General features: G+C 70.9%; 28 protein-coding genes. 18 read left to right on the top strand and 10 right to left on the bottom strand.

Translation table 11 applies throughout. The features are described 5' to 3' along the window. Positions 1–46 precede the first annotated feature (46 nt). The 3 genes from PGN25_16720 to PGN25_16710 all read right to left on the bottom strand — a co-directional run bounded on the left by PGN25_16720 (position 47) and on the right by PGN25_16710 (position 1144). Positions 47–220, bottom strand: coding sequence for a hypothetical protein (locus tag PGN25_16720; GenBank protein ID MEH3119180.1), 174 nt, complete (start codon positions 218–220; stop codon positions 47–49). A gap of 126 nt (positions 221–346) precedes the next feature. Next, entirely contained in the window at positions 347–664 is a 318-nt protein-coding gene (locus tag PGN25_16715; GenBank protein MEH3119179.1) for a polyhydroxyalkanoic acid system family protein, read from the bottom strand. Between the two features lie 132 nt (positions 665–796). Next, the gene (locus PGN25_16710; protein ID MEH3119178.1) at positions 797–1144 is read right to left on the bottom strand and encodes a septal ring lytic transglycosylase RlpA family protein; all 348 of its coding nucleotides are present in this window, start codon (positions 1142–1144) and stop codon (positions 797–799) included. Between the two features lie 429 nt (positions 1145–1573). On the opposite strand from PGN25_16710, the gene PGN25_16705 reads away from it, so the two are divergent. Next, positions 1574–2770, top strand: a complete 1197-nt coding sequence (locus tag PGN25_16705) for a site-specific DNA-methyltransferase (GenBank protein MEH3119177.1) — start codon at positions 1574–1576, stop codon at positions 2768–2770. 63 nt (positions 2771–2833) lie between these two features. Here PGN25_16705 and mutY read toward each other — a convergent pair whose 3' ends face one another. Next, on the bottom strand, positions 2834–4048 hold the full coding sequence (gene mutY, locus PGN25_16700; GenBank protein ID MEH3119176.1) for an A/G-specific adenine glycosylase: 1215 nt from the start codon (positions 4046–4048) through the stop codon (positions 2834–2836). A gap of 245 nt (positions 4049–4293) precedes the next feature. On the opposite strand from mutY, the gene PGN25_16695 reads away from it, so the two are divergent. From PGN25_16695 to PGN25_16640, 12 genes are all read left to right on the top strand, one after another. Continuing rightward, positions 4294–4770 carry a DciA family protein gene (locus tag PGN25_16695; protein ID MEH3119175.1) on the top strand — a complete coding sequence of 159 codons (477 nt, stop codon included), beginning with the start codon at positions 4294–4296 and terminating at the stop codon, positions 4768–4770. 261 nt (positions 4771–5031) lie between these two features. Then, positions 5032–5685 (top strand): DsbA family protein, encoded by a 654-nt coding sequence (locus tag PGN25_16690; GenBank protein MEH3119174.1) that lies wholly within the window; start codon positions 5032–5034, stop codon positions 5683–5685. A gap of 164 nt (positions 5686–5849) precedes the next feature. Then, positions 5850–6203 carry an AtpZ/AtpI family protein gene (locus PGN25_16685; GenBank protein ID MEH3119173.1) on the top strand — a complete coding sequence of 118 codons (354 nt, stop codon included), beginning with the start codon at positions 5850–5852 and terminating at the stop codon, positions 6201–6203. Positions 6204–6339: 136 nt separating this feature from the next. Further along, positions 6340–7095, top strand: coding sequence for a F0F1 ATP synthase subunit A (locus tag PGN25_16680; GenBank protein ID MEH3119172.1), 756 nt, complete (start codon positions 6340–6342; stop codon positions 7093–7095). Positions 7096–7155: 60 nt separating this feature from the next. Further along, positions 7156–7383 (top strand): F0F1 ATP synthase subunit C, encoded by a 228-nt coding sequence (locus tag PGN25_16675; protein ID MEH3119171.1) that lies wholly within the window; start codon positions 7156–7158, stop codon positions 7381–7383. A 208-nt stretch (positions 7384–7591) separates the two neighbouring features. Then, entirely contained in the window at positions 7592–8194 is a 603-nt protein-coding gene (locus tag PGN25_16670) for a F0F1 ATP synthase subunit B' (protein ID MEH3119170.1), read from the top strand. Between the two features lie 88 nt (positions 8195–8282). Next, entirely contained in the window at positions 8283–8768 is a 486-nt protein-coding gene (locus tag PGN25_16665; protein ID MEH3119169.1) for an ATP F0F1 synthase subunit B, read from the top strand. 272 nt (positions 8769–9040) lie between these two features. Beyond that, positions 9041–10345, top strand: a complete 1305-nt coding sequence (locus PGN25_16660) for a serine hydroxymethyltransferase (GenBank protein ID MEH3119168.1) — start codon at positions 9041–9043, stop codon at positions 10343–10345. 570 nt (positions 10346–10915) lie between these two features. Then, positions 10916–11473, top strand: a complete 558-nt coding sequence (gene nrdR / locus PGN25_16655; protein MEH3119167.1) for a transcriptional regulator NrdR — start codon at positions 10916–10918, stop codon at positions 11471–11473. 50 nt (positions 11474–11523) lie between these two features. Beyond that, complete coding sequence (gene ribD, locus PGN25_16650) at positions 11524–12603, top strand: bifunctional diaminohydroxyphosphoribosylaminopyrimidine deaminase/5-amino-6-(5-phosphoribosylamino)uracil reductase RibD (protein ID MEH3119166.1); 1080 nt, start codon at positions 11524–11526, stop codon at positions 12601–12603. A gap of 1 nt (position 12604) precedes the next feature. Further along, positions 12605–13243 carry a riboflavin synthase gene (locus tag PGN25_16645; protein MEH3119165.1) on the top strand — a complete coding sequence of 213 codons (639 nt, stop codon included), beginning with the start codon at positions 12605–12607 and terminating at the stop codon, positions 13241–13243. 446 nt (positions 13244–13689) lie between these two features. Continuing rightward, complete coding sequence (locus PGN25_16640) at positions 13690–14916, top strand: hypothetical protein (GenBank protein ID MEH3119164.1); 1227 nt, start codon at positions 13690–13692, stop codon at positions 14914–14916. Here PGN25_16640 and PGN25_16635 read toward each other — a convergent pair. Beyond that, positions 14904–15344, bottom strand: a complete 441-nt coding sequence (locus PGN25_16635; GenBank protein ID MEH3119163.1) for a GtrA family protein — start codon at positions 15342–15344, stop codon at positions 14904–14906. The genes PGN25_16640 and PGN25_16635 overlap by 13 nt on opposite strands. Positions 15345–15367: 23 nt before the next feature. Further along, the gene (locus PGN25_16630; GenBank protein ID MEH3119162.1) at positions 15368–16873 is read right to left on the bottom strand and encodes a UbiA family prenyltransferase; all 1506 of its coding nucleotides are present in this window, start codon (positions 16871–16873) and stop codon (positions 15368–15370) included. A 328-nt stretch (positions 16874–17201) separates the two neighbouring features. Between PGN25_16630 and ribH the strand changes: the two genes are divergently transcribed. The 4 genes from ribH to PGN25_16610 all read left to right on the top strand — a co-directional run bounded on the left by ribH (position 17202) and on the right by PGN25_16610 (position 19653). Beyond that, positions 17202–17711, top strand: a complete 510-nt coding sequence (gene ribH, locus PGN25_16625) for a 6,7-dimethyl-8-ribityllumazine synthase (GenBank protein MEH3119161.1) — start codon at positions 17202–17204, stop codon at positions 17709–17711. Further along, the gene (nusB, locus tag PGN25_16620; protein ID MEH3119160.1) at positions 17708–18250 is read left to right on the top strand and encodes a transcription antitermination factor NusB; all 543 of its coding nucleotides are present in this window, start codon (positions 17708–17710) and stop codon (positions 18248–18250) included. The genes ribH and nusB overlap by 4 nt, the downstream gene beginning before the upstream one ends. Positions 18251–18255: 5 nt before the next feature. Continuing rightward, a complete protein-coding gene (gene thiL, locus PGN25_16615) occupies positions 18256–19233 on the top strand; it encodes a thiamine-phosphate kinase (protein ID MEH3119159.1) in 978 nt (325 codons plus the stop codon). Positions 19234–19437: 204 nt separating this feature from the next. Beyond that, entirely contained in the window at positions 19438–19653 is a 216-nt protein-coding gene (locus tag PGN25_16610; GenBank protein MEH3119158.1) for a hypothetical protein, read from the top strand. 205 nt (positions 19654–19858) lie between these two features. Here PGN25_16610 and PGN25_16605 read toward each other — a convergent pair whose 3' ends face one another. Both PGN25_16605 and PGN25_16600 read right to left on the bottom strand, forming a co-directional pair. Further along, positions 19859–20704 carry an SDR family oxidoreductase gene (locus PGN25_16605; GenBank protein MEH3119157.1) on the bottom strand — a complete coding sequence of 282 codons (846 nt, stop codon included), beginning with the start codon at positions 20702–20704 and terminating at the stop codon, positions 19859–19861. Positions 20705–20708: 4 nt separating this feature from the next. Beyond that, positions 20709–20888 carry a DUF1328 domain-containing protein gene (locus tag PGN25_16600; GenBank protein MEH3119156.1) on the bottom strand — a complete coding sequence of 60 codons (180 nt, stop codon included), beginning with the start codon at positions 20886–20888 and terminating at the stop codon, positions 20709–20711. Between the two features lie 326 nt (positions 20889–21214). On the opposite strand from PGN25_16600, the gene PGN25_16595 reads away from it, so the two are divergent. Beyond that, positions 21215–21652: a DUF3429 domain-containing protein gene (locus tag PGN25_16595; protein MEH3119155.1), complete on the top strand. Its 438-nt coding sequence runs from the start codon at positions 21215–21217 to the stop codon at positions 21650–21652. Positions 21653–21853: 201 nt separating this feature from the next. Here the strand turns inward: PGN25_16595 and pdeM are convergent, their stop codons facing one another. After that, complete coding sequence (pdeM, locus tag PGN25_16590) at positions 21854–22567, bottom strand: ligase-associated DNA damage response endonuclease PdeM (GenBank protein ID MEH3119154.1); 714 nt, start codon at positions 22565–22567, stop codon at positions 21854–21856. A 40-nt stretch (positions 22568–22607) separates the two neighbouring features. Next, positions 22608–25154, bottom strand: coding sequence for a ligase-associated DNA damage response DEXH box helicase (locus PGN25_16585; protein MEH3119153.1), 2547 nt, complete (start codon positions 25152–25154; stop codon positions 22608–22610). Positions 25155–25466: the final 312 nt, after the last annotated feature.

The following is a 25466-nucleotide window of genomic DNA, read 5'->3' as shown; positions in this document are numbered from 1 at the left end:
GCCGCCGCAGCCCGGAACAATCGAGGCGGGCCGCCCGCGCGAGCCCTCAGGCGGTCGGGTTGGCCGGGCCGGTCGGCGTCGAATCCGGCAGGCCGGGGCTCTCGACCGGGATTTCGGTCGGCACGCCGCCGGGCGCCTCGCTCGGTGTCCCGCCCGGAATCTCGGGCCCGGGGTCGGGCACCTGCGGCGCGTTGGGCTCCGGCGTTTCAGGGCCCGGCACGGGCGTTTCCGGGATCGGTCCGGGGTTGGCCATGATGACGAAGCCTCGCTGGCCGGCGGGCGGCGCGCCGCCGTCCCTGGCCAACGGAGGCGTCGCCGGGCGGGTTCCCCTCACTTCTTGGGCAACTCACTTCTTGGGCAAGAGGAGCTTGTTGCCCTCCTTGCCGACGATCTTCTGGATCGTCTGCGCGAACATCGACAGCAGCAGCGGCATCCGCACCTCGACCCGCACCACGTCGGGGCCGACATCGATCTGGCCGTCCACGGTCTGGGTCAGGGCGGTGACCGAGTAGTCGAGGCGGTCGCCGGTCCAGTTCAGGGTGTTGATGGCGATGCCGCTCTTGCCCAGGGCGTCCCGCACCCGGGCGGTCCCCTCGTCGATGCGCCGCCTTGCCTCGTCGCGGCCGAGTTCGTGCGGAATCTCGACCACCATCGGCTTCGCCATCTCGACCCCTCTCCCCAAGGCGGAAAACCCGGAACGGACTGCGTTCCGGGCCCGCGCGTCTGCGGTTGAGACGATTATGGGAAGGAGGCGGTTCCCCGGCAACGCCAGGGGGAGCGGCGGTTTCCCTCGCCGTCAGCGCACCACGTTGAGCGAGACGTAGCTCGTGCCGGACATGCCGATGGCGCGGGCGGAGCCGCGGGCGAGATCGATCACCCGGCCGCCGACGAACGGACCGCGGTCGTTGATGCGCACCACGACCGAGCGGCCGTTGGCCCGGTTGGTCACGCGCACGCGGGTGCCGAAGGGGAGGCTGCGGTGGGCGGCGGTGTATCCGTTGGGGTTGAACCGCTCGCCGTTCGCCGTCTTGCGGCCGCTTCCGTACCAGGAGGCCCGGCCGCTCTGGGCCTGGGCGGGCAGCGCGACGGCGGTGCCGATGACGGTGGCGAGGCAGAGGGCGACGGCCCGGTTGGTAGCCTTCATCGAGGATCGCATTCCCTTGTTGTTTTTGCGATGCGTTGAGCGCCGCGGAAAATGAGCCCGATCCCGGCCAAAATAAGACGAGGATTTTTCGCCTCGCGTTAGGCGGCTGTTAAGACTATCGGTCGCGGTTCCTGGCCTCCCTGTCGGCGCAAGAATTGATTACTTCTCTGAATTTGCGCCGGCCGGATCGCGAAATCATCAAAACTTGCCGCACAAGCATTCGTGGCGCTGTGGCGGGGCGCGCGGGGAGCTTGACGAAGCTTCGCCGAAGGCTGCCGGAGTGACGGTTCAGCCTTGCGTCCATTGCATGCGGGAACGCGGCAAAAACTGCCGACCCATATCGAGACGCAACCGTGTCGCGAGGGCAAACCCGACCTTTACCGTGATCGCGGCATGGTCCCGGTGTCAGTCGCGTAACCGGTGTTTGCCATGGCTTCCCCGCGTACCGCGGTCGTCGGCGCCACCGCCCGGAATCAGGTCTCGCGTACCGGGCGGATCGCGTCGGCGCCGCGGATGGGTCTCGCACCCTCCGTCCAGCGTCTCCCCAGCACCCTTCCCCTCGACGAGATTCTGATCGGCGACTGCATCGCCGCCATGGATCGCCTGCCGGCGGACAGCGTCGACTGCGTCTTCGCCGACCCGCCCTACAATCTCCAACTCGGCGAGGCGGGGCTGACCCGTCCCGACCAGAGCGTGGTCGACGCCGTCGACGACGACTGGGACAAGTTCTCCAGCCTCGAAGCCTACGACGACTTCACCCGCGCCTGGCTGAAGGCCGCGCGCCGCGTGATGAAGCCGAACGCCACCCTGTGGGTGATCGGCTCGTACCACAACATCTTCCGGGTCGGCAGCGCGTTGCAGGATCTCGGTTACTGGATTCTGAACGACATCGTCTGGCGCAAGGCCAACCCGATGCCGAACTTCCGCGGCAAGCGCTTCACCAACGCGCACGAGACCCTGATCTGGGCCTCGCGCTCGCCGCAGGCCAAGTACACCTTCCACTACGACGCCCTGAAGGCCGGCAACGAAGACCTTCAGATGCGCTCGGACTGGTTCATCCCGCTCTGCACGGGCGAGGAGCGGCTGAAGGACGGGGCGGGCCGCAAGGTCCACCCGACCCAGAAGCCGGAGGCCCTGCTCGCCCGCACGCTGCTGGCGGCGACCAATCCCGGCGACGTGGTGCTCGATCCGTTCTTCGGAACGGGCACGACCGGCGCGGTGGCCAAGCGGCTCGGGCGCCGGTTCATCGGCTGCGAGCGCGACCCGACCTATGCCGCGGCGGCGCGGGCCCGGATCGAGAGCATCGAAACCCTGTCCTCGGCCTCGTTGGCGCTCGCCACGCCGAAGCGGGCCGAGCCGCGCATCCCGTTCCTGAGCGTGATCGAGGCGGGCCATGTCCGTGCGGGCGAGACCCTGACCGACGAGCGCCGCCGCTTCCGGGCGACGGTGCGGCCGGACGGCCAGCTCTGCGTCGGGCCGGCGATGGGCTCGATCCACAAGGTCGGCGCCCTGGTTCAGGGCCTGCCCGCCTGCAACGGCTGGACCTTCTGGCACGCCGAGCGCCAGGGGCGCCTCGTCTGCATCGACGACTTCCGTACTCGGATGCGGGGCCAAGCCGGAGCGTAGCGATCGTCTTGGTTTCGAAAGGACAAGTCCTTTCGCGGGTGCAGGGCAGCGCCCTGCATCCGTTCACCGTGTCCGCACCGGTTTCGGCGCCTTCTTCACGATCCGCGCCAGATCCGAGGGCCGCGACGAGGCGGGCTTCGGGATCGGCTTGCGTCGCGGCGGCGGCTCGGGCTCGGGGATCGTGGCGAGATCGGGCTCGGGAGGCGGCTTCGGCGCCGGTGCGGCGAGCGGCACCGGGCCCGCGAGCGCGTGGGCGAGCACCTTCTTCATCGCTCCGGGCAGCGGCTCGGCGTCGAGCGCGTGGCGCGGGGTGAAGCGCATCCCCTCCGGCGGCTTTGTTTCCGCCGCGACGCGGGCGAAAAAAACCGTCAGTTCGAGCGGAAAATGGGTGAAGCCGTGCTTCACCACGCCGGGCAGGCGCTTCCAGCGGGCGTCGAGCGGCGCGTCGAGCAGGCCCTTGGCCGGATCGTAATCGGGCAGCCACGCGCTGGTCGGCGGCTCGGCCATGGCGCCGAGCAGACCGTCCGCCGGCCGCGTGCGCAGGAGGACCGCCTCGTCGCCGGCACGCAGCGCCACGAAGGCGGCGCCCTTTCGCAGGATGCCCTTCTCCTTCCTCACCTTGCGCGGATAGGTCTCCTGCAAGCCCTCGGTCCGGGCGCGGCAGGGGAGCATCCAGGGGCACAGCGCGCAGGCCGGGCGCTTGGGCGTGCACAGCGTCGCGCCGAGATCCATCAGCGCCTGCGCGAAGTCGCCGGGCCGCCGGTTCGGCACCAGCGCCTGCGTGAACAGGCGGATCTGCGGGCGGGCGGCGGGCAGCGGCGTCTCGACGGCGTGCAGGCGGCTCATCACCCGCTCGACATTGCCGTCGACCGCCGCCGCCGGCCGGTCGAAGGCGATGGCGGCGATGGCGCCCGCGGTGTAGGCGCCGATCCCGGGGAGCTTGCGCAGGCCCTCCTCGGTGTCGGGGAAGGCGCCCGCGGCGGCGACCGCCTTGGCGCAGGCGTGCAGGTTGCGCGCGCGCGAGTAGTAACCGAGCCCGGCCCAGGCCGACATCACCGCCTCCTCCGGCGCGGCGGCGAGCGCCCTCACGCTGGGAAACAGCGCCAGGAACTTTTCGAAGTACGGTTTGACCGCCGTCACCGTGGTCTGCTGCAGCATCACTTCGGAGAGCCAGACCCGGTAGGGGTCGGGCCGCACGCCCGGCAGGGCCCGCCAGGGCAGCACCCGGCGGTGGCGGTCGTACCAAGCGAGGAGGTCGGCGGCCGAGGCGGCGGGCATGGCCTGTCCATAGCGGGAGCGCGGGGACGGAAAAAGCGTCTTGCCGAAAAGCGTCTTGCCGAAAAGCGTCTTGCCGAAAAGCGTCTTGCCAAAAAGCGTCTTGCCAAAAAGCGCCTTGCCGAAAAGCGACGCGGCCGTGCCCTCGGTCCGCCGGACCCCGGTCCCGACTCCCGCGCGGGCCGTATTTCGGTTAGCCTGTCGAGAGGGACGGCGCCGCCGCGCGGTCCCGGTGTTCCGGGGTGCCGATGGCGCGCGTCAAACCGCTGAGCGAACTGATCGAGGGCTGCATCGGCCCGGCCTTTGCCGCGCAGGGCTTCGCCTCGTCCGACATCCTGGCCGCGTGGCCGGACATCGTCGGTGCGCGGCTCGCCGGGGCCTGCCAGCCGGTCAAGCTCGAATGGCCGCGCCGCGCCCGCCGCGACGCGGAGGGGCGGCCCGAGCCCGGCACCCTGGTGGTGCGGGTGGAGGGCGCCTTCGCCCTCGAACTCCAGCACCTCGCGCCGGTGGTGATCCAGCGCGTCAACGCGCATTACGGCTGGGCCTGCATCGGCAGGATCGCCCTGCGCCAGGACCGCCTGCACCGGGCGGCCCGCCGCGCTCCGCAAAAGGCCCTCGACCCGGCCCGGCGCGGCGAGGTGGCGCTCGCAGTCTCGCGCATCGACGAGGACCACCTGCGCGAGGCCCTCGACCGGCTCGGCATCGCGGTGGTGGCGCGGCGGTAGTGCATCGTCCCGAAAGGTGGCCTCCGGCTTTCGGAAAAAGACGATGCGAAAACAAGAATCTAGAGCATCGTCCTGGATCCGATATCCAGGACGATGCTCTAGCTAAAGGGGACATCGGGGGCGTGCGGGCCGCTTCGCGCCGTGATAAGCGGCTCGCGAAAGGCCGTGCGGCGACGCGTCCCTCGGCCGGACGGAGCGGTTCCGTCCCATCCTGCGCGGTATCGGGCCGAGCGCGGCCCGCGAACGGAGCCCGCCCCTGCCATGATCACCCGGCGCGACGCCCTGACACTGACCGGCCTTGCCATCGGCACCGCCGCCCTGCTGCCCCGCCTGACCCTCGAAGCCCTGGCGCAGTCGGCCGACACGGCCGCCCTGATGCAGCCCGGCCCCCTCGGCGACGTGTGGCTCGGGCCGGCGGACGCCAGGGTCACGATCATCGAATACGCCTCGATGACCTGCTCGCACTGCGCGCATTTCCACGCCACGACCTGGCCGGTGCTGAAGGAGCGCTACGTCGACACCGGCAAGGTGCGCTTCACCCTGCGCGAGTTCCCCCTCGACCCGCTCGCCACCGCCGCCTTCATGCTGGCGCGCTGCGACGGGGATGCGAAGTACTATCCGATCACCGATCTGCTGTTCGACCAGCAGCCGAACTGGGCCTTCGTGCGCAAGCCGCAATCGCCGGTCGACGCCATGGAGCAGTTGCTGCGCCAGGCCGGCTTCTCGAAGGAGAAGTTCGAGGCCTGTCTGAAGGACCAGAAGACCTACGCCGCCATCAACGCGGTGAAGACCCGCGGCCTGGAGACGCTCAAGGTCGAATCGACGCCGACCTTCTTCATCAACGGCGAGAAGCGCGCCGGCGCCCTCTCGATCGAGGAGATGGAGAAGATCATCAAGCCGATGCTGGGGGCCTGACCGGTCGCCGGAAAGGCGGTGGAAAGGCAAAGAATTATGCTGTCGTATCAAAGACTTGGTGCATATCAAGGCTGCCTTGACACCCAAGGTTGGCGAAACTATGGTGCGCCGCGCCGAGGGGCTGGGCCGCTTCCCTCCGCTCCCGACGACGTGTGGGGTCGCCCGTGAGCGGTGACCCGGCCGGGACGGGGGGCGGGCCGGAAAAGGCTCCCGCCGACGGCGATCTCTCCGCGAGGCTCAAACGTCTCGAGACGCAGCTCGAGGGCAAGCGGCCGAAAGCCGCTCCCGACGGGCCTGCGCGCACCGGCGCATCCGGCGGGCCAGCCCCGCTCGGCCAGGCCATGCGGCTCTCGACCGAGTTCATCGCGGGCGTGATCGCCGGCGGTATCCTCGGATACATCGCCGACCATCTCTTCGGCACCAAGCCGTGGGGGATGATCGTGCTGCTGATGCTGGGCTTCGTGACGGGCATCTACAACGTCATGCGGGTCAGCGGCTTCGGCGGCCGCAAAAACTGAGAAAGATCGCCGGCAAGGGTCTCCAAGGGACTTCAGGGGTCTTGAGACTCGCCCGGCATCGTGTAAGGGCGACGCGCGACGGACGGGAGCCGCCGGGCTCCCCCGCGCGGCACACAAGAGGGGCGGAAGCGGGCACATGGCGGTCAGTATCGACCCGATCCACCAGTTCGAGCTGCAGCCGCTCGTCTCGCTGGGTCACATCGGCAACCAACAGCTCGCGTTCACGCAATCGGCTCTCTACATGTTCGCCGCGGTGGGCATCATCGCGTTGCTGACCATCGTCGCGACCTCCGGCCGCTCCGTCGTCCCGGGCCGGCTCCAGGCGCTGGCCGAGACGCTCTACGAGTTCATCGCCGACACGGTGCACCAGGCGACCGGCGCCGACGGCAAGCGCTTCCTGCCGCTCGTGTTCTCGCTGTTCATGTTCGTGCTCATCCTGAACCTGCTCGGGATGATCCCTTACGCCTTCGCGGTCACCAGCCACCTCATCGTCACCTTCGGCCTCGCGCTGGTGGTGATCCTGACCGTGGTGATCTACGGCGTGGCCAGGCACGGCACCCACTTTCTCGGCGTGTTCGTGCCGTCGGGCGTGCCCAAGCCGCTGCTGCTCATCATGGTGCCGATCGAGATCGTGTCGTTCCTGTCGCGGCCGATCAGCCTCTCGGTCCGTCTCTTCGCCAACATCCTGGCCGGCCACATCGCCCTGAAGATCTTCGCCTTCTTCGTGGTGCAGCTCCTCGTCGCCGGCGCCTGGGGCGTGCTCTCGCCCCTGCCGCTCGCGCTCACCGTCGCGCTGACGGCCCTCGAGTTCCTCGTCGCGGCCCTCCAAGCCTACGTCTTCGCGACGCTGACGGCGGTCTATCTCGCCGACGCCCTCCACCCCGGCCACTGATCCTTTCCGGCCGGACCCTTCCGCCCTCGACGAACCCCGTTCGAACTTCAGGAGTGTTTCATGGATCCCGTCGCTGCGAAGTACATCGGCGCCGGCCTCGCCTGCCTCGGCATGGCGGGCGCCAGCATCGGCCTCGGCAACCTGTTCGGCCAGTTCTACTCGGGCGCCCTGCGCAACCCGTCGGCCGCCGACAGCCAGCGCACCAACCTCCTCCTGGGCTTCGCGCTCACCGAGGCGCTCGGCATCTTCTCGCTGCTCGTGGCCCTGCTGCTCCTCTTCGCCGTCTGAGTGTCTCTCACGAAACGCCCGCTGCGCCGACGCGCCCGAAGGGAAACGACCGGTGACCGGGCGTTTTGTGAGGCACTCTGACGCGTTTTTCGGGGGCGTGCGGGCCGGCCCAAGGGTTCATCCCATGGGGTCCGCCTCGCGCTCCCCCGCTCGTTGATCCGGCCGCTCCGCCCTCGGAGCCGGCCTTCCGACGTTACCGGACAGGGCCATGGCCGAGCAGAATCCCCTCACGACCCCCTCGCCGAACGCGGACACGACGATCGTTCCGCCGGGAAGCCCCCATACCCATACCGAGCATACCCCCGGCGGCCACGGCAGCGTGTTCCCGCCCTTCGAGAGCCAGACCTTCCTCTCGCAGTTGATCTGGCTCGCTCTCGCCTTCGGCCTGCTCTACTCCCTGATGTCCAAGGTCGCGCTGCCGCGCATCGAGGCGATCCTCGGTGAACGCTCCAACCGACTCTCCGCCGACCTCGGCGAGGCGCAGCGGATGAAGGCCGAGGCCGACGCCGCCGGCGAGGCCTACGAGAAGTCCCTGCGCGCGGCCCAGGCCAAGGCGCAAGGCATCGCCCAGGACACCCGCAACGCCCTCTCGGCCGAGGCCGATGCCAAGCGCAAGAGCCTGGAAGCCGAGCTGAACCAGCGGCTCGCCGCCTCCGAGGCGATCATCCGCGGCCGCACGGCGGAGGCCATGGGCAACGTCCGCGCCATCGCCGGCGAGACGGCCTCGGCCATCGTCGAGCGGCTGACCGGCCAGGCGCCCGACCGGGCGAGCCTGGACCGCGCCCTCGACGCGACGCCCGCCGTCCACTGATACCGTGGGCCGGCGTGCGCGCCGGCCCCGCCCGTTTGAACCGACCCCGCCCGGGCCGCCGGCCGACCGAGAGCTTGAGACCGACATGCTGCTGACCGCCGAATTCTGGGTCGCCGTCGCCTTCGTGGCGTTCCTGGCCATCGTCTGGCGGGTCGGCGGCTTCTCGATGATGACCGGCGGGCTCGACCGCCGCGCCAAGCGCGTGCGCCACGAGCTCGACGAGGCCCGCCGCCTGCGCGAGGAGGCCGCGGCCGTGCTCGCGGACTACCAGCGCCGCCGCACGGAGGCCGAGCGCGAGGCCGAAGCGATCGTCGCCGGCGCCCGCGAGGATGCCGAGCGGATCGCCGCCGAGGGCCATGCCCGCCTCGACGCGTTCGTCGCCCGCCGCACCAAGGCGGCCGAGGCCAAGATCGCCCAGGCCGAGGCGCAGGCCGCCGCCCAGGTTCGGGCCGCCGCCGCCGACGCGGCGGTCAAGGTCTCCGAGACGCTCCTGCGCGAGCGCCTCCAGGGCAATGCGGCCCAGGATCTCGTCCGCGCCAGCCTCGGCGACGTGAAGAGCCGCCTCCAGGCTTGAGCCGCCTCCGGGCGATACCGACCCGCCTCACGAGCGACCGACACCCGGCCCCCGCGCCGGGTGTTTTCGTGTCCGCTCGCGACCCCCGCCGGTCTTGCTGTGCGGCGGCTTGGACCGTTCCGATGAAAAATTTTCAAGACCGGCGAAAAATCACCTGTGCTTGGCCTGTTCGTCTCCGCCGTGTACGAAGAGTGCCTGAAAATATACCCCCGTGAACGCCGACGGGAGAACGGGTGGGGTCACCCGTAAACAACGACAAAGAGGCCACGCTCATGAGCGCCGGAACTGCGACCGACACCACCGCCCTCGACACCTTCTTCTCGTCTCGTCTGGCCGAGACCGATCCCGAGATCGCCAAGGCCATCTCGCAGGAACTCAGCCGTCAGAAGCACGAGATCGAGCTGATCGCCTCCGAGAACATCGTCTCGCGCGCCGTGCTCGAAGCGCAGGGCTCGGTGCTGACCAACAAGTACGCGGAGGGCTATCCGGGCCGGCGCTACTACGGCGGCTGCCAGTTCGTGGACATCGCCGAGGAACTCGCCATCGACCGCGCCAAGCGCCTGTTCGGTTGCGGCTTCGCCAACGTGCAGCCGAATTCCGGCTCCCAGGCGAACCAGGGCGTGTTCATGGCCCTGATGCAGCCCGGCGACACCTTCCTCGGCCTCGACCTCGCCGCGGGCGGCCACCTCACCCACGGCGCGCCGCCGAACGTGTCGGGCAAGTGGTTCAAGCCGGTCTCCTACACCGTGCGCCGCGAGGACCAGCGCATCGACATGGAGCAGGTCGAGCGCCTCGCGCAGGAGCACAGGCCGAAGGTGATCATCGCCGGCGGCTCGGGCTATCCGCGCCACTGGGACTTCGCGAAGTTCCGTGAGATCGCCGATTCCGTCGGCGCCTTCTTCTTCGTCGACATGGCCCACTTCGCCGGCCTCGTCGCGGCGGGCCTGCACCCGTCGCCTTTCCCGCACGCGCATGTCGCCACCACGACGACCCACAAGACCCTGCGCGGGCCCCGCGGCGGCATGATCCTGACGAACGACGAGGCGCTGGCCAAGAAGTTCAACTCGGCGATCTTCCCCGGTCTCCAGGGCGGTCCGCTGATGCACGTCATCGCCGCCAAGGCGGTGGCGTTCGGCGAGGCGCTCAAGCCCGAGTTCAAGATCTACGCCCGTCAGGTGATCGACAACGCCCGGGCGCTGGCCGACACCATCGTCTCGGGCGGCTACGACATCACCTCGGGCGGCACCGACAACCACCTGATGCTGGTCGACCTCCAGCGGAAGGACCTCACCGGCAAGGCCGCCGAGGCGGCGCTGTCGCGGGCCGACATCACCTGCAACAAGAACGGCGTGCCGTTCGATCCGCAGAAGCCGACGGTCACCTCCGGCATCCGCCTCGGCACCCCGGCCAGCACCACCCGCGGCTTCGGCGTCGCCGAGTTCAAGCAGGTCGGCTCGTTCATCGTCGAGGTGCTCGACGGTCTCGCCGACAAGGGCGAGGGCGGCGACGCGGCGGTCGAGGCGGCGGTGAAGGAGAAGGTCCACGTCCTGACCGACCGCTTCCCGATCTACGGGTAGGCCTTCCGGGACGCCCCTCGCTGTCGAGGGCCGGCGCGGCCGCGGATCTTCAGGATCCGCGGCCGTTTTTGCGCGTGCGATCGGCCCTGAAGTCCATCCATGTCAGGTTTTCCGTGCACGGCCGTGTACTTCCGCGTTCCATTCTTGGAATGATGACGAAGCTCGAACGGGCGATCGTCCGATCGTCCGCGGCATCGTTCGGGAGGGCGGTTCCCGCGTCTCTCCCCGCACACGGATTACAGCCTTCGCCTGCCGATGCCCCCGATACCGTTTCCACTTGATCGCTTCGGGTTTGGCCCCGCGCCGTCCTCGCGAGCGGCCGCGAAGCGATCCAGGGCGCGACCTGTCCGGAAAGGTCGCGCCCTGGTTCGCCACGGCTTCGCCTCGCGATGACGCAGGAGAGGCCGAAGTCATCGACCGGATGTCGTATGACGGTGGCCGAAGCGGTGCCGGACGACCTCGTCCGGCCCGGCTCCGGCGAACCCTCCGACCCTCCTGGCAATTGAGCCGCGGCTGGGGCACAGAGGCGTCACGGCCGCGGGGCCGATGGGATGACGAGGTGAGCGCGCGATGCGGTGTCCGTTCTGCGGGGGACCCGACACGCAGGTGAAGGATTCGCGGCCGAGCGAGGATTCCTCCGCGATCCGCCGCCGCCGCGTCTGCCCGGATTGCGGCGGGCGCTTCACCACCTTCGAGCGGGTGCAACTACGCGAACTCGTCGTGCTCAAGCGCTCGGGCAAGCGCGTGCCGTTCGACCGTGACAAGCTCCAGCGCTCGATCGACGTGGCGCTGCGCAAGCGCACGGTCGATCCCGAGCGGGTGGAGCGGCTGGTCAGCGGCATCACCCGGCGCCTGGAGAGCGGCGGCGAGGGCGAGGTCACCAGCGAGGCGATCGGCGAGGCGGTGATGGAAGGTCTCAAGGGCCTCGACGACGTGGCCTATGTCCGTTTCGCCTCGGTCTACAAGAATTTCCGCGAGGCCCAGGACTTCCAGGATCTGCTCGGCACCCTCGGCGGACGGCTGGAGGGTGAGGCGCTGCTGCCCGAGGACCGAGTGCCTGCGCCCGCGCCGCCCGAGGAGGAGGCCGCCGCGCCGCGTCGGCGCCGGCCGGCCCGGCCGCGGGCGTGACGGGCGCGATCGTGGACGCTTCCTCCCAGCGGGCGCGCGACCGGCGCGCCATGCGCCTCGCCCTCGCGCTCGGGCGGCGCCATCTCGGCCGCACCTGGCCCAATCCGAGCGTCGGCGCCGTGGTGGTGGCCGCCGACGGCCGCATCGTCGGTCAGGCGGTGACCGCCATCGGCGGGCGCCCGCACGCGGAGCCGCTTGCGCTGGACATGGCCGGCGAGGCGGCCGTCGGCGCCACGCTCTACGTCACCCTGGAGCCCTGCTCGCATCACGGCCGCACGCCGCCCTGCACCGAGGCGACGATCGCCTCGGGCGTCGCCCGCGTGGTCACCGCGATCGAGGATCCCGATCCCCGCGTCTCCGGCCGCGGCCATGCGCAGCTTCGCGCCGCCGGCATCGCGGTGGAGACGGGCCTGCTGCGCGAGGAGGCCGCCCGGGACCACCGCGGCCATGTCTCCCGCGTCACGCGCGGGCGCCCGAGCCTGCATCTCAAGCTCGCCCGCACCCGCGACGGCTTCGCCGCGCCCTCGACCGGCGAGCGGCTGAAGATCACCGGGCCGGTCGCCGACGGGGCGGTGCATCTGTGGCGGGCCCATGCCGACGCGATCATGGTCGGGATCGGCACCGCGCGGGCGGACGATCCCTCGCTCACCGTGCGGCTGCCGGGGCTCGCCGAGCGCTCGCCGGTGCGGATCGTCCTCGACTCGACCTTGCGCCTCAACCCCGCCGGCCACCTCGTGCGCGGTGCCCGCGACCTGCCGACCCTGGTGCTGACCGGGCGCGGCGCTCCGGCCCATGCCCGGCGGATGCTCGCCTCCTTCGGCGTCGAGATCGTGTTCGTGCCGACCGACGCGCAGGGCCGCATCGATCTCTCCGCCGCCCTCGCGACGCTCGCCGGGCGCGGCCTCACCCGGATCTGCAGCGAGGGCGGGCCGGCGCTGGCCGACGCGCTCGCCGCGCAGGATCTCGTCGATGCCTGCACGCTCGTCACCGGCTCCGCGGTGCTGGGCGCGGCCGGCGGCCTGCCGGCGCTCGGGGCCAATCTCGCCCGCCGTCTGGCGGACGGCTCCTTCGCCGAGATCGAGGCCCGCGTGCTCGGCCCCGACACGGCGGTCACCTACGAGAGGATCTGACATGTTCACCGGGCTCGTCACCGATGTCGGCCGGGTCGTCTCGACGGAGGGCTCGGACCGCCTGCGCCGGATCGTGATCGAGAGCGCCTACGATCCCGCCGGCATCGCGCTCGGCGCCTCGATCGCCTGTTCCGGCCCCTGCCTCACCGCGGTCGCGGTGGAGCCGCACGGGACGGGCTGCCGCTTCGCGGTGGACGCCGCCGCCGAGACGCTGGAGCGCACCACCGTGGGCGCGTGGCGCGAGGGCACGCGGGTCAACCTCGAACGCTCGCTCAAGCTCGGCGACGAACTCGGCGGCCATCTCGTCACCGGCCATGTCGACGGCATCGCCGAGATCCTGGAGCGCGAGACCGTGACCGGCGAGGACAACCCCTGGGGCGCGAGCGAGCGCTTCACCCTGCGGGCCCCGGCGGCGCTCGCCGGCTTCGTCGCCGCGAAGGGCTCGATCTGCCTCGACGGCACCTCGCTCACCGTCAACGCGGTCTCGGGCGCCGATTTCTCGGTGCTGCTGATCCCGCACAGCCTCTCGGTCACGACCTGGGAGGACCGCCGGGCGGGCGACCGAATCAACCTGGAAGTCGATCTCCTGGCCCGCTACGCCGCGCGCCTTGCCGAGACGCGGGGGCTGTTGCAGCGCTGACGGTTTCCAGAGCATCGTCTTTTCAGACAAGCCGGCAGCCACCTTTCGGGACGATGCTCTCGCCGGACGGTCTGCCGCGGGGGCGAGGCGTTCCAAGTCCGCGACCTTTCCGGAGGGGCTCGCGCGCTGGATTGCTTAGGTTGAAGCCTCGCAATGAGGGAGAGGGTCACCCACACCGTCATTGCGAGCCGTCAGGCGAAGCAATCCAGCACCGCGACGGTGCCGGAAGGAGGCGAGCCGGAGATGTCCCGCCTCTCCCACGCCTCCGAACGAGGTCGGCAGAGGCATTCCTGTCTTTCCCGAAGCCCGATGCCGGAACACGTGAGAGCCTGCCCCCATCTGTCGTGCCGATGGGGGCAAACGGGTTGTCCGTCAGGGACAATTAACCGTTCCGTCCGAATCTGACGCGGCGATTCGAGACGGGCCTCGTCGACGCGGCGGATGTCATGACGGAAACGCTCTCCAGGCGGCGCGACAGGGTGCTCGCGGCGCTGACGGCGCTCGCAGGGTTCCTCCTGTTCGCCCTCCTGCTCGGGCGCGGTGCCCTGCGCGATGCCGGCATCAACGCCCACGGTGCCCTGGCCGACGCCTTCCTGCACGGCCGGCTCTGGGTCGAAACGTGTCCGGAGATCGACTGCGCGCTGTTCGACGGGCGCACCTACATCATCTTCCCGCCCCTGCCCGCACTCCTGCTGACGCCGTTCGTGGCCCTGTTCGGCTTTCCCGGTTTCAAGGGCTTCGTGCTGCTGGGCCTGTGCCTGTCGGGCCTGAGCCTGCTCGTCTGGGACAGGATCTTCCGCGCCCTCGACCTTGGCCGGACGGAGGCGCTGTGGCTGCTCGCGGCGCTCGCCTTCGCCAGCCCGCTCTATCAGGTCACCCTGCGCTCGGACGGCGTCTGGTTCTTCTCGCAGACCGTCGGCTTCCTGATGATGAGCCTGAGCCTGTGGGCGGTGATCGGCCGGGTCTCGCTGCCGCTCGCCGGGCTGTTCGTCGGACTCGCCTTCCTGTGCCGGCAGATGGCGATCTTCTATCCTCTCTTCCTGCTGGTTCTGGCGCTGCCCCGCGGACGCCCGCTGCTTGCCAACCCGGCTTCCGTCGCGAAGTCCGCGCTGCTGGCCGGCCTGCCGGTCGCGGCGGCCATCGCCGTCTACTGCGCCTACAACGCCGCGCGGTTCGGCAGCCCGTTCGAGACCGGCTACGCCTTCATCCACAATCCCGGCCAGGAGAGCTTCATCTGGCGGCGCATCACCGGGAGCGGCCTGTTCTCGCGCGACTACCTGCCGTTCAACGCGCTCTACCTGTTCCTGCAGGGCATCCATTTCGAGTTCGGCGGGGCGCAACTGACCACGCTTACCGGCTTCGACAAGGCCGGCACGGCGATTCTCGTCGCCAGCCCCTGGCTGCTGCTGGCGGCCTACGCGCGGCTCGACCGTGTGTTCGCGGCGGGCGCGGCGGTGATCGCGGTCATCGCCGGCATCACCCTGTTCTATCACTCCAACGGTGCCGAGCAGATCGCCACCCAGCGCTACGTCCTCGACTGGCTGCCGATCCTGATCGTGCTGATGGTGCGGGGCGAGCGCCCGCCCGCCTTCGCCGCCCTGCCGCTCCTCGTCACCTGGGGCGTGGTCGTCAACCTCGCCGTGGCGGTGCTGGTCTCCGTCTACAGGCTCTGAGGCACCCTCCGAGGTGTCCCGCGCAGGGGCGAGCCGAAGGTGAGGAGCCGGTGGCCGAGATAGTTCGCCACGGCGCCGACGGCGATGCCGAGGCCGTGCGCGAGCGCCTCGATCGCGGACGGCGTCAGGCCCGGCCGCAGGGCGTCCAGGCCGGCGATCGCCAGCGTGCTGACCGCGAGCACCACGCCCGCGCCGACGGCGTTGACGGCGAGGAACAGCGTGAGTTGCCCGCGCACCGATCCTTTCGACGCCTCCCGGAACACGAAGCGGCGGTAGAGCCAGAACCCCGCGGCCATGCCGACGGCGTAGGCGGCGAGCAGCGCCGCGCCGAAGGGAAGGACGGGCGAGAGCAGGATCCGCGCGAGCCAGTTGATCGCTGCGGCCGAGCCGCCGGCGATCAGGAAGCGGACGGCCTCGTGGCCCGGCACGCCGCTTGCCCTCTCACCTGCCCTCAAGACAGCAATCCTCGCGGCAGGCCGAAGGCGGCGACGGCGAAGGCGAGGCCGGCGATCCCCGCCAGCACGAGGCTCGGGCGATCCTTGAGCGCGAAGGCGACCGGATCGTCGTGGAGCGCGTCGCGGCCCGCCAGCAGCCAGACCCGGCCCATGAACAGGACAAGGATCAGGGGGAAGCACCACAGCGCCAGCGGCGCGGCGAGCACCGCGTGCCGGAACGCCTCGTTGGCCAGATACAGGATGAAGATGACGACGCTGGCCAGCCCCGAGGCGATGCCGAAGGCAAGCACCACCGCCTCGTCCGCCGGCTCGTAGCCGCGCCCGGCGATGGCGCCGGACCGGCCGCGCCGGGCCGCGCCGCGCAGCTCCGTGTGCCGCTTGGCGAAGGACAGGGAGGTGAACAGGAACATCGAGAAGGTCATGAGCCAGGGCGACCACGCCACCGCGACCGCCGCGACGCCGACCGCGATGCGCAGGGTGAACAGGCTCCCCAGCGTCAGCGCGTCGAGCATCGGCACCCGCTTCAGCCACGCCGAGTAGGTCAGGGTCAGGGCGAGGTAGGCCAGCACGCCGACGAGCACCGCCGGCCCGGCCCGGGCCGCCACCGCGAGGCCGCCCGCGAGGCCGAGGCCGAGGGCGGCCAGACCCGCGGCGAGCGGCAGGCGGCCGCTGGCGAGCGGGCGTTCGCGCTTCGACCAGTGGGCGCGGTCGTGGGCGAGGTCGAGCAGGTCGTTCAGGAGGTAGCTCGCCGAGGCGACGAGCCCGAGCGCCAGGAAGGCCATCAGCGCGCTTCCCCAGGCGGCCGCTTCCCCCGCCCGGCCGCCGAGGACCAGCGGCAGGAAGACCAGGGCGTTCTTGGCCCATTGGTGCAGGCGCAGGGCCTCGAGCAGCGCCTTCGGGCGCGCGGCCGCCGGAAACTCCTCGACCGGCTTGCCGAGCGCCCGGGCCGCGCGCCGGACGGCGCCCGAGGCCTCCACCACGATCACCCGGCGTGCCGCCGCCCAGACGGCGAGATCGGCCGCGGCATCGCCCGCGTAGTCGAAGCCCTGCGGGTAGAGCGTCCGAAGCTGGGCGGCCTTGGCCTCGCCCTTGAGGTTGCGCACGCCGTCGCTCGCCACGACGCGATCGAAGACGGGGAAGCGCCGCAGGGCGCGCAGGCCCATCAGCTCGTCGGCGGCGGTGGCGAGCACGATCTCGCGGCCTGCCGCCTTCTGCGCCTCGATATGGGCGAGCAACGCCTCGTTGACCGGAAGCGTCGCGAGGTCGAGGGGCGCGTGTTCCGCGACGCGGCGCTTGAAATGGGCGCGGCCCCGCGGCAGCCAGAGCAGCAGCGCGAACAGGGTCAGCAGGTTGTGCCGCAGCAGCGCGACGACGCCCTCCAGCAGCAGGTCCGTGCGCAGCAGCGTGCCGTCGAGATCGATCACCAGCGGCACCGGCGCAGTCGTCGATGCCTCGGATGAAGCCGCCGTCGTCCCGGCCTCCCGAACCCGTGCCATCGCCATGCCTGCCGCCCTCGTTCGTCCCCGGGATCGCGGTTCGATCGCCGGGATACTGCGATGAGCAGTCTATCGGTCGCGCCGCTTCCGGCGGGTTAATTGTTGCCGCCGTGTTTCCCGCCTGCCTGTGCTTCGACGAGACTCGATGATCCGCTCCTCCGGCATTTCGCTCAAACTTTCCGGATGGCGTCCGCTGGATGCGCCGACTCGCGTCCGCGCCGCCGCGCCACGTCCGCGGGATCCGCCCTGCCGCTTGTGGAGCGCGCGGCACTTGGGCTAACCCTCCGGCCCGCCCCTATCTTGAACGCGAACCCGTCGAGGGAACGGCACAGGCATGGTATCCCGCACCCGCGACGCGGACGCTCCGAGCAGCATCCTGGAAAGCCTCGCCGGCACCCGCGTGCTGGTGGTGGAGGCGCGCTACTACGACGACATCGCCGACGAACTGCTCGCCGGCGCCCGCGCGGCGATCGAGGCGGTCGGCGCCGAGGCGCGGGTCTTCACCGTGCCGGGCGCCCTCGAGATCCCCGCCGCCATCGCCATCCTGATGGAGGCCGGCCGCAAGGCCGGCGGCCCCTACGACGCGGCGGTGGCCCTCGGCTGCGTGATCCGCGGCGAGACCGGACACTACGACATCGTCGCCGGCGAGAGCGCCCGCGCGTTGATGGACCTCTCCGTCGCCGAGCACCTGCCGCTCGGCAACGGCATCCTCACCGTCGAGACCATGGAGCAGGCGCTGGCCCGCGCCCGGGTCTCCGACATGAACAAGGGCGGCGGCGCGGCGGAGGCGGCGCTCAGCCTCCTCGCCATCAAGCGCGCCGCCAATCTGGAACCCGCCCGATGAACCAGCCCGCCGAAACACCGGCCGAACGATCTGCCGAAACGCCCGCCAAAGCGCCCGCCCCGCCGAAACCGAACACCCGCACCGGCGCCCGCCTCGCCGTGGTGCAGGCGCTCTACGAGATGGAGGTCGCGGACAAGGGCGTGATCGACGCGCTGGCCGAGTTCGAGGCCTTCTGGATCGGCCAGGAGGTCGACGGCATCAGTCATCCGCCGGCCGAGACCGCCTTCTTCCGCGACGTGCTGCGCGGCGCCGTGGAGGAGCAGCGCGCCATCGACCCGAAGCTCGACGCGGCGCTCGCCAAGGGCTGGCCGCTGCGCCGCCTGGAGGTGGTGCTGCGGGCGATCCTGCGGGCGGGCGCCTACGAATTGATGTTCCGCCGCGACGTGCCGGCCCGGGCCGCGATCTCGCAATATGTCGACGTCGCCTACAGCTTCTACGGCGGCGACGAGCCGGGCATGGTCAACGCCGTGCTCGACCGGGTCGGCCGCGAGGTGCGCTCCACCGAGTTCGGCATCCCGGCCGCGCCGAAGAAGGGCTGAGGCGAATGGCACGTGCGGGCGAGGAGGCGCTGATCGCGCGCTACTTCGCGCCGCTCAGCGGCCCCGGTGCCGAGGGCCTGCGCGACGACGCCGCCAGCCTGACGCCGACGCCCGGCCACGACCTCGTGGTGACCGCCGACGCGATCGTCGCCGGCGTGCACTACTTCCCCGACGACCCGCCGGGCTCGATCGCCGTCAAGGCGCTCGGCGTCAACCTGTCCGATCTGGCCGCCAAAGGGGCCGGCCCGCGCGGCTTCCTGCTGACGCTGGCGCTGCCGGACGATTGGACGGAAACGTGGCTCGCCGCCTTCGCCGAGGGTCTCGGGCATGCGAGCCGCAGCCACGGCTGCCCCCTGCTCGGCGGCGACACCGTGCGCTCCGGCGGCCCGGCGCTGATCGGCGTCACCGCCTTCGGCGAGGTGCCGGCCGGTGCGATGCTGCGGCGGCAGGCGGCCAGGGCCGGCGACCGGCTCTGCGTCAGCGGCAGCATCGGCGACGCGGCGCTCGGCCTCGCCCTGCGGCTCGCGCCCGATGCCGGGCTCGAACCGGCGCAGCGCGACGTCCTCCTCGACCGCTACCTGCATCCGCGCCCGCGTCTGGCCCTGGTCCCGGCCCTGCGTCGCCATGCCCGCGCCGCCATGGACGTGTCGGACGGGCTGGTCGGCGATCTCGCCAAGATGCTGGCCGGCACCGGCCTGACCGCGCGGGTCGACGTGCGGGCGGTGCCGCTCTCGCCGGCCGCGCGGGCGGCGGTGGACCGCGACGAGAGCCGCCTCGCCACGGCCCTGACCGGCGGGGACGATTACGAGATCCTCTGCGCGGTGCCGCCCGGACGCGTCGCCGCGCTCCTGGCCGAGGCCCGGGCCGCCGGGATCCCCGCTGCCGAGATCGGCGTCGTGGAGGCCGGAGACGCACCGCCCCGCTTTCGCGATGCTCAAGGGCGGGAAACGGCGTTCACGCGCGCCTCGTTCAGCCATTTCTGAGGCCCGCGTGCCGTTTTGCCGCCGGGGGCGAACAGCCCGCGATTGCGTTCGCCCTGCGCTCTATACTTGAGCGGGCGATGGCGGGCGTGTATCGAACAATATAAAATTATAATATTTTTATAAATCGATGGAAAGCCGCGGGCCTTCGTTGCGGGGACCCGAGAAACCTGCATTATCTTTGAGCCAATCAGGGATGAATGAATAATGTTGCAAGTTCACAAGCTTCTGCTCGCGGCCGCCGTCCTGGCTGGGGCCGCGACCCTGCCGATGTGTGCGCAGGCCGAGAGCTCCAAGGGAAGCAAGGCCGAAGCCGCGAGCGCGACGAAGAAGAATCAGTCGAGCGTCGACGAGTTCGAAGAGAACCGGCGCGCGCACATGCAGAAGAGCAAGGAGAACAACGCGAAGAAGGATGCGGAGTGAGGCAGTCGCCTCGACCGTGCGGCGCGTCCGTTTAATCCTGTCGCGTCACGACCTTGGGCCGCCCCTCGCCGTCGGGAAGGCCGGTTCGCTCTCGGCGGTCGCGTGAGGGACGAAGACTTGGAGCCGTGCCCGATCCGGAGGGTCGGGCACGGCTCCGACCTTTCAGGGCGGGACCGTCCAAGGGCGCTTCCGTCCGCGAATCGTCCTACCCCTCGATCCCGACCTGACGCCGGCTCAGCGTCCAGACGCGCTCCTGCAACGCCTCGTCCCGGCTGAGGGCGGAGGACGGTGTCTCGCGGCACTTGGCGAAGTAGCGCCCGGTCATGCCGTCGAGTTCGGGCGCGGTGGCGACGTGGAGCGAGGTCCTGGCGCCCGCCTCGGTCGAGATGAGGAAGGGGCGGATCAGGCCCCAGGCGAAGCCGAGGAGGCCGTTCGTGTTCCTGGCGAAATCGCTCGCCACCACGCCGGGATGGACCGCGTTGACCGTCACGCCGCTGCCGGCGAGGCGTCGGGCGAGCGCGCAGGTGAACAGCACGTTGCCGAGCTTGGCCTGGGCGTAGGCCTTCATCGCCGAATAGCGCCGCTCGCCGCCGAGATCCTCGACATCGATGCGCCCGCGGGTATGGGCGGCCGAGGCGAGGTTGACGATGCGGGCGCGGGGCGCGGCATGCAGCGCGCCGATCAGTTCGTGCGTCAGCAGCACGTAGGCGAGATGGTCGAGGGCCCAGGTGCGCTCGATCCCGTCGACCGTGACGTGGCGCTGCGAAAAGATCGCGCCGGCATTGTTCACGAGGATGTCGAGGGCGGGATAGGCCGCCCTCACCTCCGCCGCGAGCCGGCGGATCCCGGCCTGGCTCGACAGGTCGGCGAGGAACGTGTCCGCCGCGCCGCCGGTCTCCCGGCGGACGCGTTCGGCGGCGCGTGCCGTGCGCTCGGCATCGCGCCCGACGAGGCCGACCCGCGCCCCGAGGCGCGCGAGGCCGAGGGCCGTCTCGGCGCCGATCCCGGAGGAGGCGCCGGTGACGAGGGCGATGCGCCCGTCGAGCCTCACGGGCTCAGAACACCGCCTGACCGACGGCGAGCGCGATCACCACGATGACGATGGCGAGCACGAGGAACAGGCCGAACAGGATGCGGGCGATCGAACTCGCGCCCGACGCGATCCCGGTGAAGCCGAGGGCGCCCGCGACGAGCGAGATGACGAAGGCGATGGCGGCCCACTTGAGAAGCGTCATGGCGGTTCACTCCGAAACGAAAGCGGAGCAGTAACTCCCGCGGGCCGGCGGCGTTCCGTCGCGGCTGGAAGCTTCGTCGCGGCTCGACGCCTCGATGTCGCGCTTCACGCCCCGTCGGTCCGGCGGCGCGGCCGTCCGGCATCGATTGCCGCCCGCGGCGCCGACGACGCCCCGCACTGCAACAAATGGTCCCGGTTGCGGGATGGGACCGGATCTGCGCGTCTGGACTTGTTCACGAGATCCGGTCACCGGCCATCCGGCCGCGGACGTTCGGACGAGAGACGCTTCGATCCGGTGCGATCGAATCGAGCAGCCGGGGAGACGGTATGGGGCGGCTGACCACGGTTCCCGCGAGCGCGATCCTCCTCGGCATCGCGGGGCTGATTCCGTTCGTGGGCTTCGCCGCCCTGTCGGTCAGCGGCACCGATGTCGGGCTCGGCACGATCGGCCTGTCGCCGCGCACGATCCTCTCGGCCTACGGTGCGGTGATCGCTTCCTTCCTCGGCGGCATCCGCTGGGGCGTCGCGGCGGCGCGCGGGGCGGGCTGGCGCGATTACGGCCTCGCCATCGTGCCCTCGCTGCTGGCCTGGGCGGCGCTGGCCGCCCCGGCCCCGTGGGATCTGCGCATCCTCGGCGCCCTGGTGCTGCTGTGGGGCGTCGTCGATCAGGATCTCGCCCGCCGCGGCATGGTCCCGAACTGGATGGGCCGCCTGCGGCTGGCGCTGTCGGGCGTTGCCGGGCTGGCGCTGCTGGCGGCGGCGTGACGCATGGGCGTCATCGCGGGCCGAGGCAGGGTCGCGGCCTTTCCGAAAAGGGCGGCGCCCTGGATTGCTTCGCTCCGCTCGCAATGACGGAGAGGGTGGCCCGCACCGTCATTGCGAGCCGTCAGGCGACGCGATCCAGGAGCGCGACGCAAGCCGGATGAGGCTTTCGCCTCGCGATGATGGAAGCCGGTCGAGAAAGTCTCAGTCCCGCCCCAGCATCGTCCGGCCGATCGCGAACACGCGCCCGTCGCCGAGCAGGTAGGCCGTGAACCCCTGCGGGAAGAGCGGTTCGAAGGCGGCGTCCCGCACGTTGAGCCCGCCCGTGTAGGCGCCGAAGGCCGGCATGACGAGGCGGTGTCCGTCGCCGACGAAGCAGCGGCGGCGCACGGAGCGGCCGCGCATGGTGACCTTGCCGCAGGGGTGGAGATGGCCGGCGATCTCGCCCTCTCCGGCGCCGGCAAGCGGTTCGTGGCGCAGCGTCAGGCCGCCGACGGCAAGTGTCTCGCAGCAGCGCCCGCCGATGCCCTCGCTCACCGCCGCGTCGTGGTTGCCGGCGATCCAGATCCAGTCGCGGCCCTCCTGCAGCGCAGCGATCATGGCGCGGTCGCCGGGCTCCATCCGCTCGGGCCCGCGGGCGTCGTGGAAGGAATCGCCCAGCGCGACGACGCGGGCCGGGTCGAGGCGCTGGACCGCCTCGTGCAGGCAGGCCAGGGTCTCGCGGGTGTCGTAGGGCGGCAGGAACTGGCTGGTGCGGGCGGCGAAGGACGAGCCCTTCTCCAGGTGAAGGTCCGACACCACCAGGGTGCGGTGCCGGGGCAGCCACAGGGCGCCGGTGCGGTCGAGGCTCAGCGCCTCGCCGGCGAGCGCGAGGTCGGTGCCCTTCACGGTCTTCTCGAGTCTCTGGCCGAGTGCCAAGGTCGCATCCTCAGTGTCGCGGAGGAGGCGGCACGCCCCATCAGCCCAAGGCTTCTTGCAGAAGCTCGGCTTCGGCCTCGGCCAGGATCTCGTCGGCCCCCTCCCCGTAGACCCGCTCGCGCCCGATTTCGAGCATGACGGACACGGAGAGCGGCGAGACGCGGTCGAGCGCCCTGTGGGTGATTCGCCCCCGGATGCGTCTCAGCATCATGCCGAGGCGGGTCACGTCGAGGAGTCCGGTTGCCGCATCCTGGCGCGCGGCGCGCAGCAAGAGGTGGTCGGGCTGGTGGCGGCGCAGCACGTCGTAGATCAGGTCCGTCGAGATCGTGACCTGTCGGCCGGTCTTCTTCTGGCCGGGAAAGCGCCGCTCGATCAGCCCGGCGATCACCGCGCATTGCCGGAAGGTGCGCTTCATCATCGCGGATTCCTCGAGCCACGCTTCGAGGTCGTCGCCGAGCATGTCCTCGTCGAACAGGGCCTCCATGAAGCCCGGCGAGAGGGCGGCGCGTTCGCTCACGTCCTTCGTGCACCAGATGGCGATGCCGTAATCGTTGGCGGCGAAACCGAGCGGGCGCAGCCGGGCGCGCTCCAGGCGGCGGGTCAGCAGCATGCCGAGCGTCTGGTGCGCCAGCCGCCCCTCGAACGGGAACGCCGTGAGATAGTGCCGCCCGGCCCGCGGAAAGGTTTCGACCAGAAGGTCGCGCTCGCTGGGCAGGACGGAGTGCCGGCGCTGCTGGGCGAGGTAGTTCGAGAGCTGTGCCGGCAGCCGGTCCCACGCGAACGGGTCGGCGATGATCGCCCGCACCCGCCCGGCGAGGAAGGTCGAGAGCGGGAACTTCGAGCCGGCATAGGAGGGGATCGCCGGATCGGTGCCGGGGCCGGCGCGCGTGACGAGACATTCGTCTTCCGCGAGCCCCTCGAAGCGCAGCACCTCGCCCGCGAACAGGAAGGTGTCGCCGAGGGTGAGCGTTTCCGCAAAGTCCTCCTCGATCTCGCCGAGCGTCCGCCCGCCCTTCGGCAGCACGGTGCCGGGCTTGGCGCGCAGGCTGCGGGCCATGCGCACCCTGATGTGGGTCGATTCGACGATGGTGCCGGCGTTCATGCGGTACTGCTGCGCCACCCGCGCGTCGCGCACCCTCCATTTCCCATCCGTCCCGCGAAGAATCTTGGCGAAGCGCTCGTAAGCGCGCAGCGCGTAGCCGCCGGTGGCGGCGTAATCGACCACCGCCTCGAAATCCTCCCAGGAGAGGCTCGCGTAGGGCGCGGCCGAGGTCACCTCGTCGTAGAGGTCGAGCGGGTCGAAGGCGTCGGCGCAGGCCATGCCGAGCACGTGCTGGGCCAGCACGTCGGGGGCGCCGAGGCGGGCGTCGGGGGTGTCCTGGGCGGCCTCCTCCACCGCGTCGAGGGCGGCGCGGCATTCCAGCATCTCGAAGCGGTTGCCGGGCACGAGATAGGCCTTCGACGGCTCGTCCATGCGGTGGTTGGCCCGGCCGATCCGCTGCATGATCCGGCTCGCGCCCTTCGGCGCGCCGAGATTGACCACGAGATCGACGTCGCCCCAGTCGATGCCGAGATCGAGCGTCGCGGTGCAGACGATGGCGCGCAATTGCCCCGCCGCCATCGCCGCCTCGACCCGGCGGCGCTGCGTGGCGTCGAGGGAGCCGTGGTGCAGGGCGATCGGCAGGGTGTCGTCGTTGAGCCGCCACAGCTCCTGGAAGGTGTACTCGGCCTGGAGCCGAGTGTTGACGAAGACGAGCACCGTGCGGTGCCCCCGGATCAGGTCGTAGATCGCCGGCATGGAGTGCCAGGCGGTGTGGCCCGAGAGCGGGAGCGTCCGGTTCACGTCGAGCATGCGCAGGTCGGGCTTGGCGCCGCCCTCGACCACGACGAGATCGGCCATGGGCGGTGCCGGCTTCCCTCCCCCCGCGGAGGGGGGAGGGTTTTGTGGGACGAGGTATTTCCTCAACTCGTCCGGCTCGCGCACCGTCGCCGAGAGGCCGATGGCGCGGACCTGCGGCGCCAGCCGCCGCACCCGGGCGAGCGCGAGGGAGAGGAGATCGCCGCGCTTCGAGGTGACGAGGGCGTGCAGTTCGTCGAGCACGATGGTGCGCAGGCCGGCGAAGAAGCCTTCCGCCTCGCGGTGGGCCAGCAGCAGCGAGAGCTGTTCGGGGGTGGTGAGCAGGATGTCGGGCGGGCGCTGGATCTGGCGGGCGCGCTTGTGCGCGGGCGTGTCGCCGGTGCGGGTCTCGACCGTCACCGCCAGGTCCATCCCGGCGATCGGCGCACCGAGGTTGCGGGCGATGTCGACGGCGAGCGCCTTCAGCGGCGAGACGTAGAGGGTGTGCAAACCCTTCGCCTTGCCCGTCCGTTCGCTCAGCTCGACCAGGCTCGGCAGGAAGCCGGCCAGCGTCTTGCCCGCGCCCGTGGGCGCGACGAGCAGCGCCGAGCGCCCGGCCCGGACGGTCGCCAGCAGTTCGAGCTGATGCGGGCGGGGCGACCAGCCGCGGGAGGCGAACCACGCGGAGAAACGCGGCGGGAGGTCAGGAGGGGCTGGCACCCGGCTTTGAGCCTGTTGGTATGCGGACATCTCATACGATATCCGGTTGATGAGTTCGGCCTGTCCTGCGTCCTTGCGAGGCGAAGCCGTGGCCATCCAGGGCGCGTCCTTTCCGGACCTGTCGCGCCCTGGATCGCTTCGCGGCCGCTCGCGATGACGGAGGGGGGCCAAACCCGAAGCGATCAATCGGAAACGGTATCACCCAGTGCCTCACCCTGAGGTGCCGCGAAGCGGCCTCGAAGGGTCGTCCAGGAAGCACGCGGCCGGCTGGAAGATCCTTCGAGGCCCCGCTTCGCTTCGCACCTCGGGATGAGGGAGTGGATAGTGGATGGGATTCCTGGG

Source organism: Methylorubrum populi (assembly GCA_036946625.1).
Lineage (GTDB): Bacteria > Pseudomonadota > Alphaproteobacteria > Rhizobiales > Beijerinckiaceae > Methylobacterium > Methylobacterium populi_C.
This window is presented reverse-complemented; position numbering and strand designations above follow the sequence as displayed.

Bases quoted from the DNA above. Each gene is read 5' to 3' on its own strand.
- PGN25_16600 (MEH3119156.1), bottom strand. From the start codon at position 20,888: ATGACGCTTCTCAAGTGGGCCGCCATCGCCTTCGTCATCTCGCTCGTC.
- PGN25_16660 (MEH3119168.1), top strand. From the start codon at position 9,041: ATGAGCGCCGGAACTGCGACCGACACCACCGCCCTCGACACCTTCTTC.
- PGN25_16675 (MEH3119171.1), top strand. From the start codon at position 7,156: ATGGATCCCGTCGCTGCGAAGTACATCGGCGCCGGCCTCGCCTGCCTC.
- PGN25_16680 (MEH3119172.1), top strand. From the start codon at position 6,340: ATGGCGGTCAGTATCGACCCGATCCACCAGTTCGAGCTGCAGCCGCTC.
- nusB (MEH3119160.1), top strand. From the start codon at position 17,708: ATGAACCAGCCCGCCGAAACACCGGCCGAACGATCTGCCGAAACGCCC.
- PGN25_16670 (MEH3119170.1), top strand. From the start codon at position 7,592: ATGGCCGAGCAGAATCCCCTCACGACCCCCTCGCCGAACGCGGACACG.
- PGN25_16715 (MEH3119179.1), bottom strand. From the start codon at position 664: ATGGCGAAGCCGATGGTGGTCGAGATTCCGCACGAACTCGGCCGCGAC.
- PGN25_16595 (MEH3119155.1), top strand. From the start codon at position 21,215: ATGGGGCGGCTGACCACGGTTCCCGCGAGCGCGATCCTCCTCGGCATC.
- thiL (MEH3119159.1), top strand. From the start codon at position 18,256: ATGGCACGTGCGGGCGAGGAGGCGCTGATCGCGCGCTACTTCGCGCCG.
- PGN25_16690 (MEH3119174.1), top strand. From the start codon at position 5,032: ATGATCACCCGGCGCGACGCCCTGACACTGACCGGCCTTGCCATCGGC.
- PGN25_16630 (MEH3119162.1), bottom strand. From the start codon at position 16,873: ATGGCGATGGCACGGGTTCGGGAGGCCGGGACGACGGCGGCTTCATCC.
- PGN25_16645 (MEH3119165.1), top strand. From the start codon at position 12,605: ATGTTCACCGGGCTCGTCACCGATGTCGGCCGGGTCGTCTCGACGGAG.
- ribH (MEH3119161.1), top strand. From the start codon at position 17,202: ATGGTATCCCGCACCCGCGACGCGGACGCTCCGAGCAGCATCCTGGAA.
- nrdR (MEH3119167.1), top strand. From the start codon at position 10,916: ATGCGGTGTCCGTTCTGCGGGGGACCCGACACGCAGGTGAAGGATTCG.
- PGN25_16610 (MEH3119158.1), top strand. From the start codon at position 19,438: ATGTTGCAAGTTCACAAGCTTCTGCTCGCGGCCGCCGTCCTGGCTGGG.
- PGN25_16705 (MEH3119177.1), top strand. From the start codon at position 1,574: ATGGCTTCCCCGCGTACCGCGGTCGTCGGCGCCACCGCCCGGAATCAG.
- ribD (MEH3119166.1), top strand. From the start codon at position 11,524: ATGCGCCTCGCCCTCGCGCTCGGGCGGCGCCATCTCGGCCGCACCTGG.
- PGN25_16585 (MEH3119153.1), bottom strand. From the start codon at position 25,154: ATGTCCGCATACCAACAGGCTCAAAGCCGGGTGCCAGCCCCTCCTGAC.
- PGN25_16640 (MEH3119164.1), top strand. From the start codon at position 13,690: ATGACGGAAACGCTCTCCAGGCGGCGCGACAGGGTGCTCGCGGCGCTG.
- mutY (MEH3119176.1), bottom strand. From the start codon at position 4,048: ATGCCCGCCGCCTCGGCCGCCGACCTCCTCGCTTGGTACGACCGCCAC.
- PGN25_16710 (MEH3119178.1), bottom strand. From the start codon at position 1,144: ATGAAGGCTACCAACCGGGCCGTCGCCCTCTGCCTCGCCACCGTCATC.
- PGN25_16695 (MEH3119175.1), top strand. From the start codon at position 4,294: ATGGCGCGCGTCAAACCGCTGAGCGAACTGATCGAGGGCTGCATCGGC.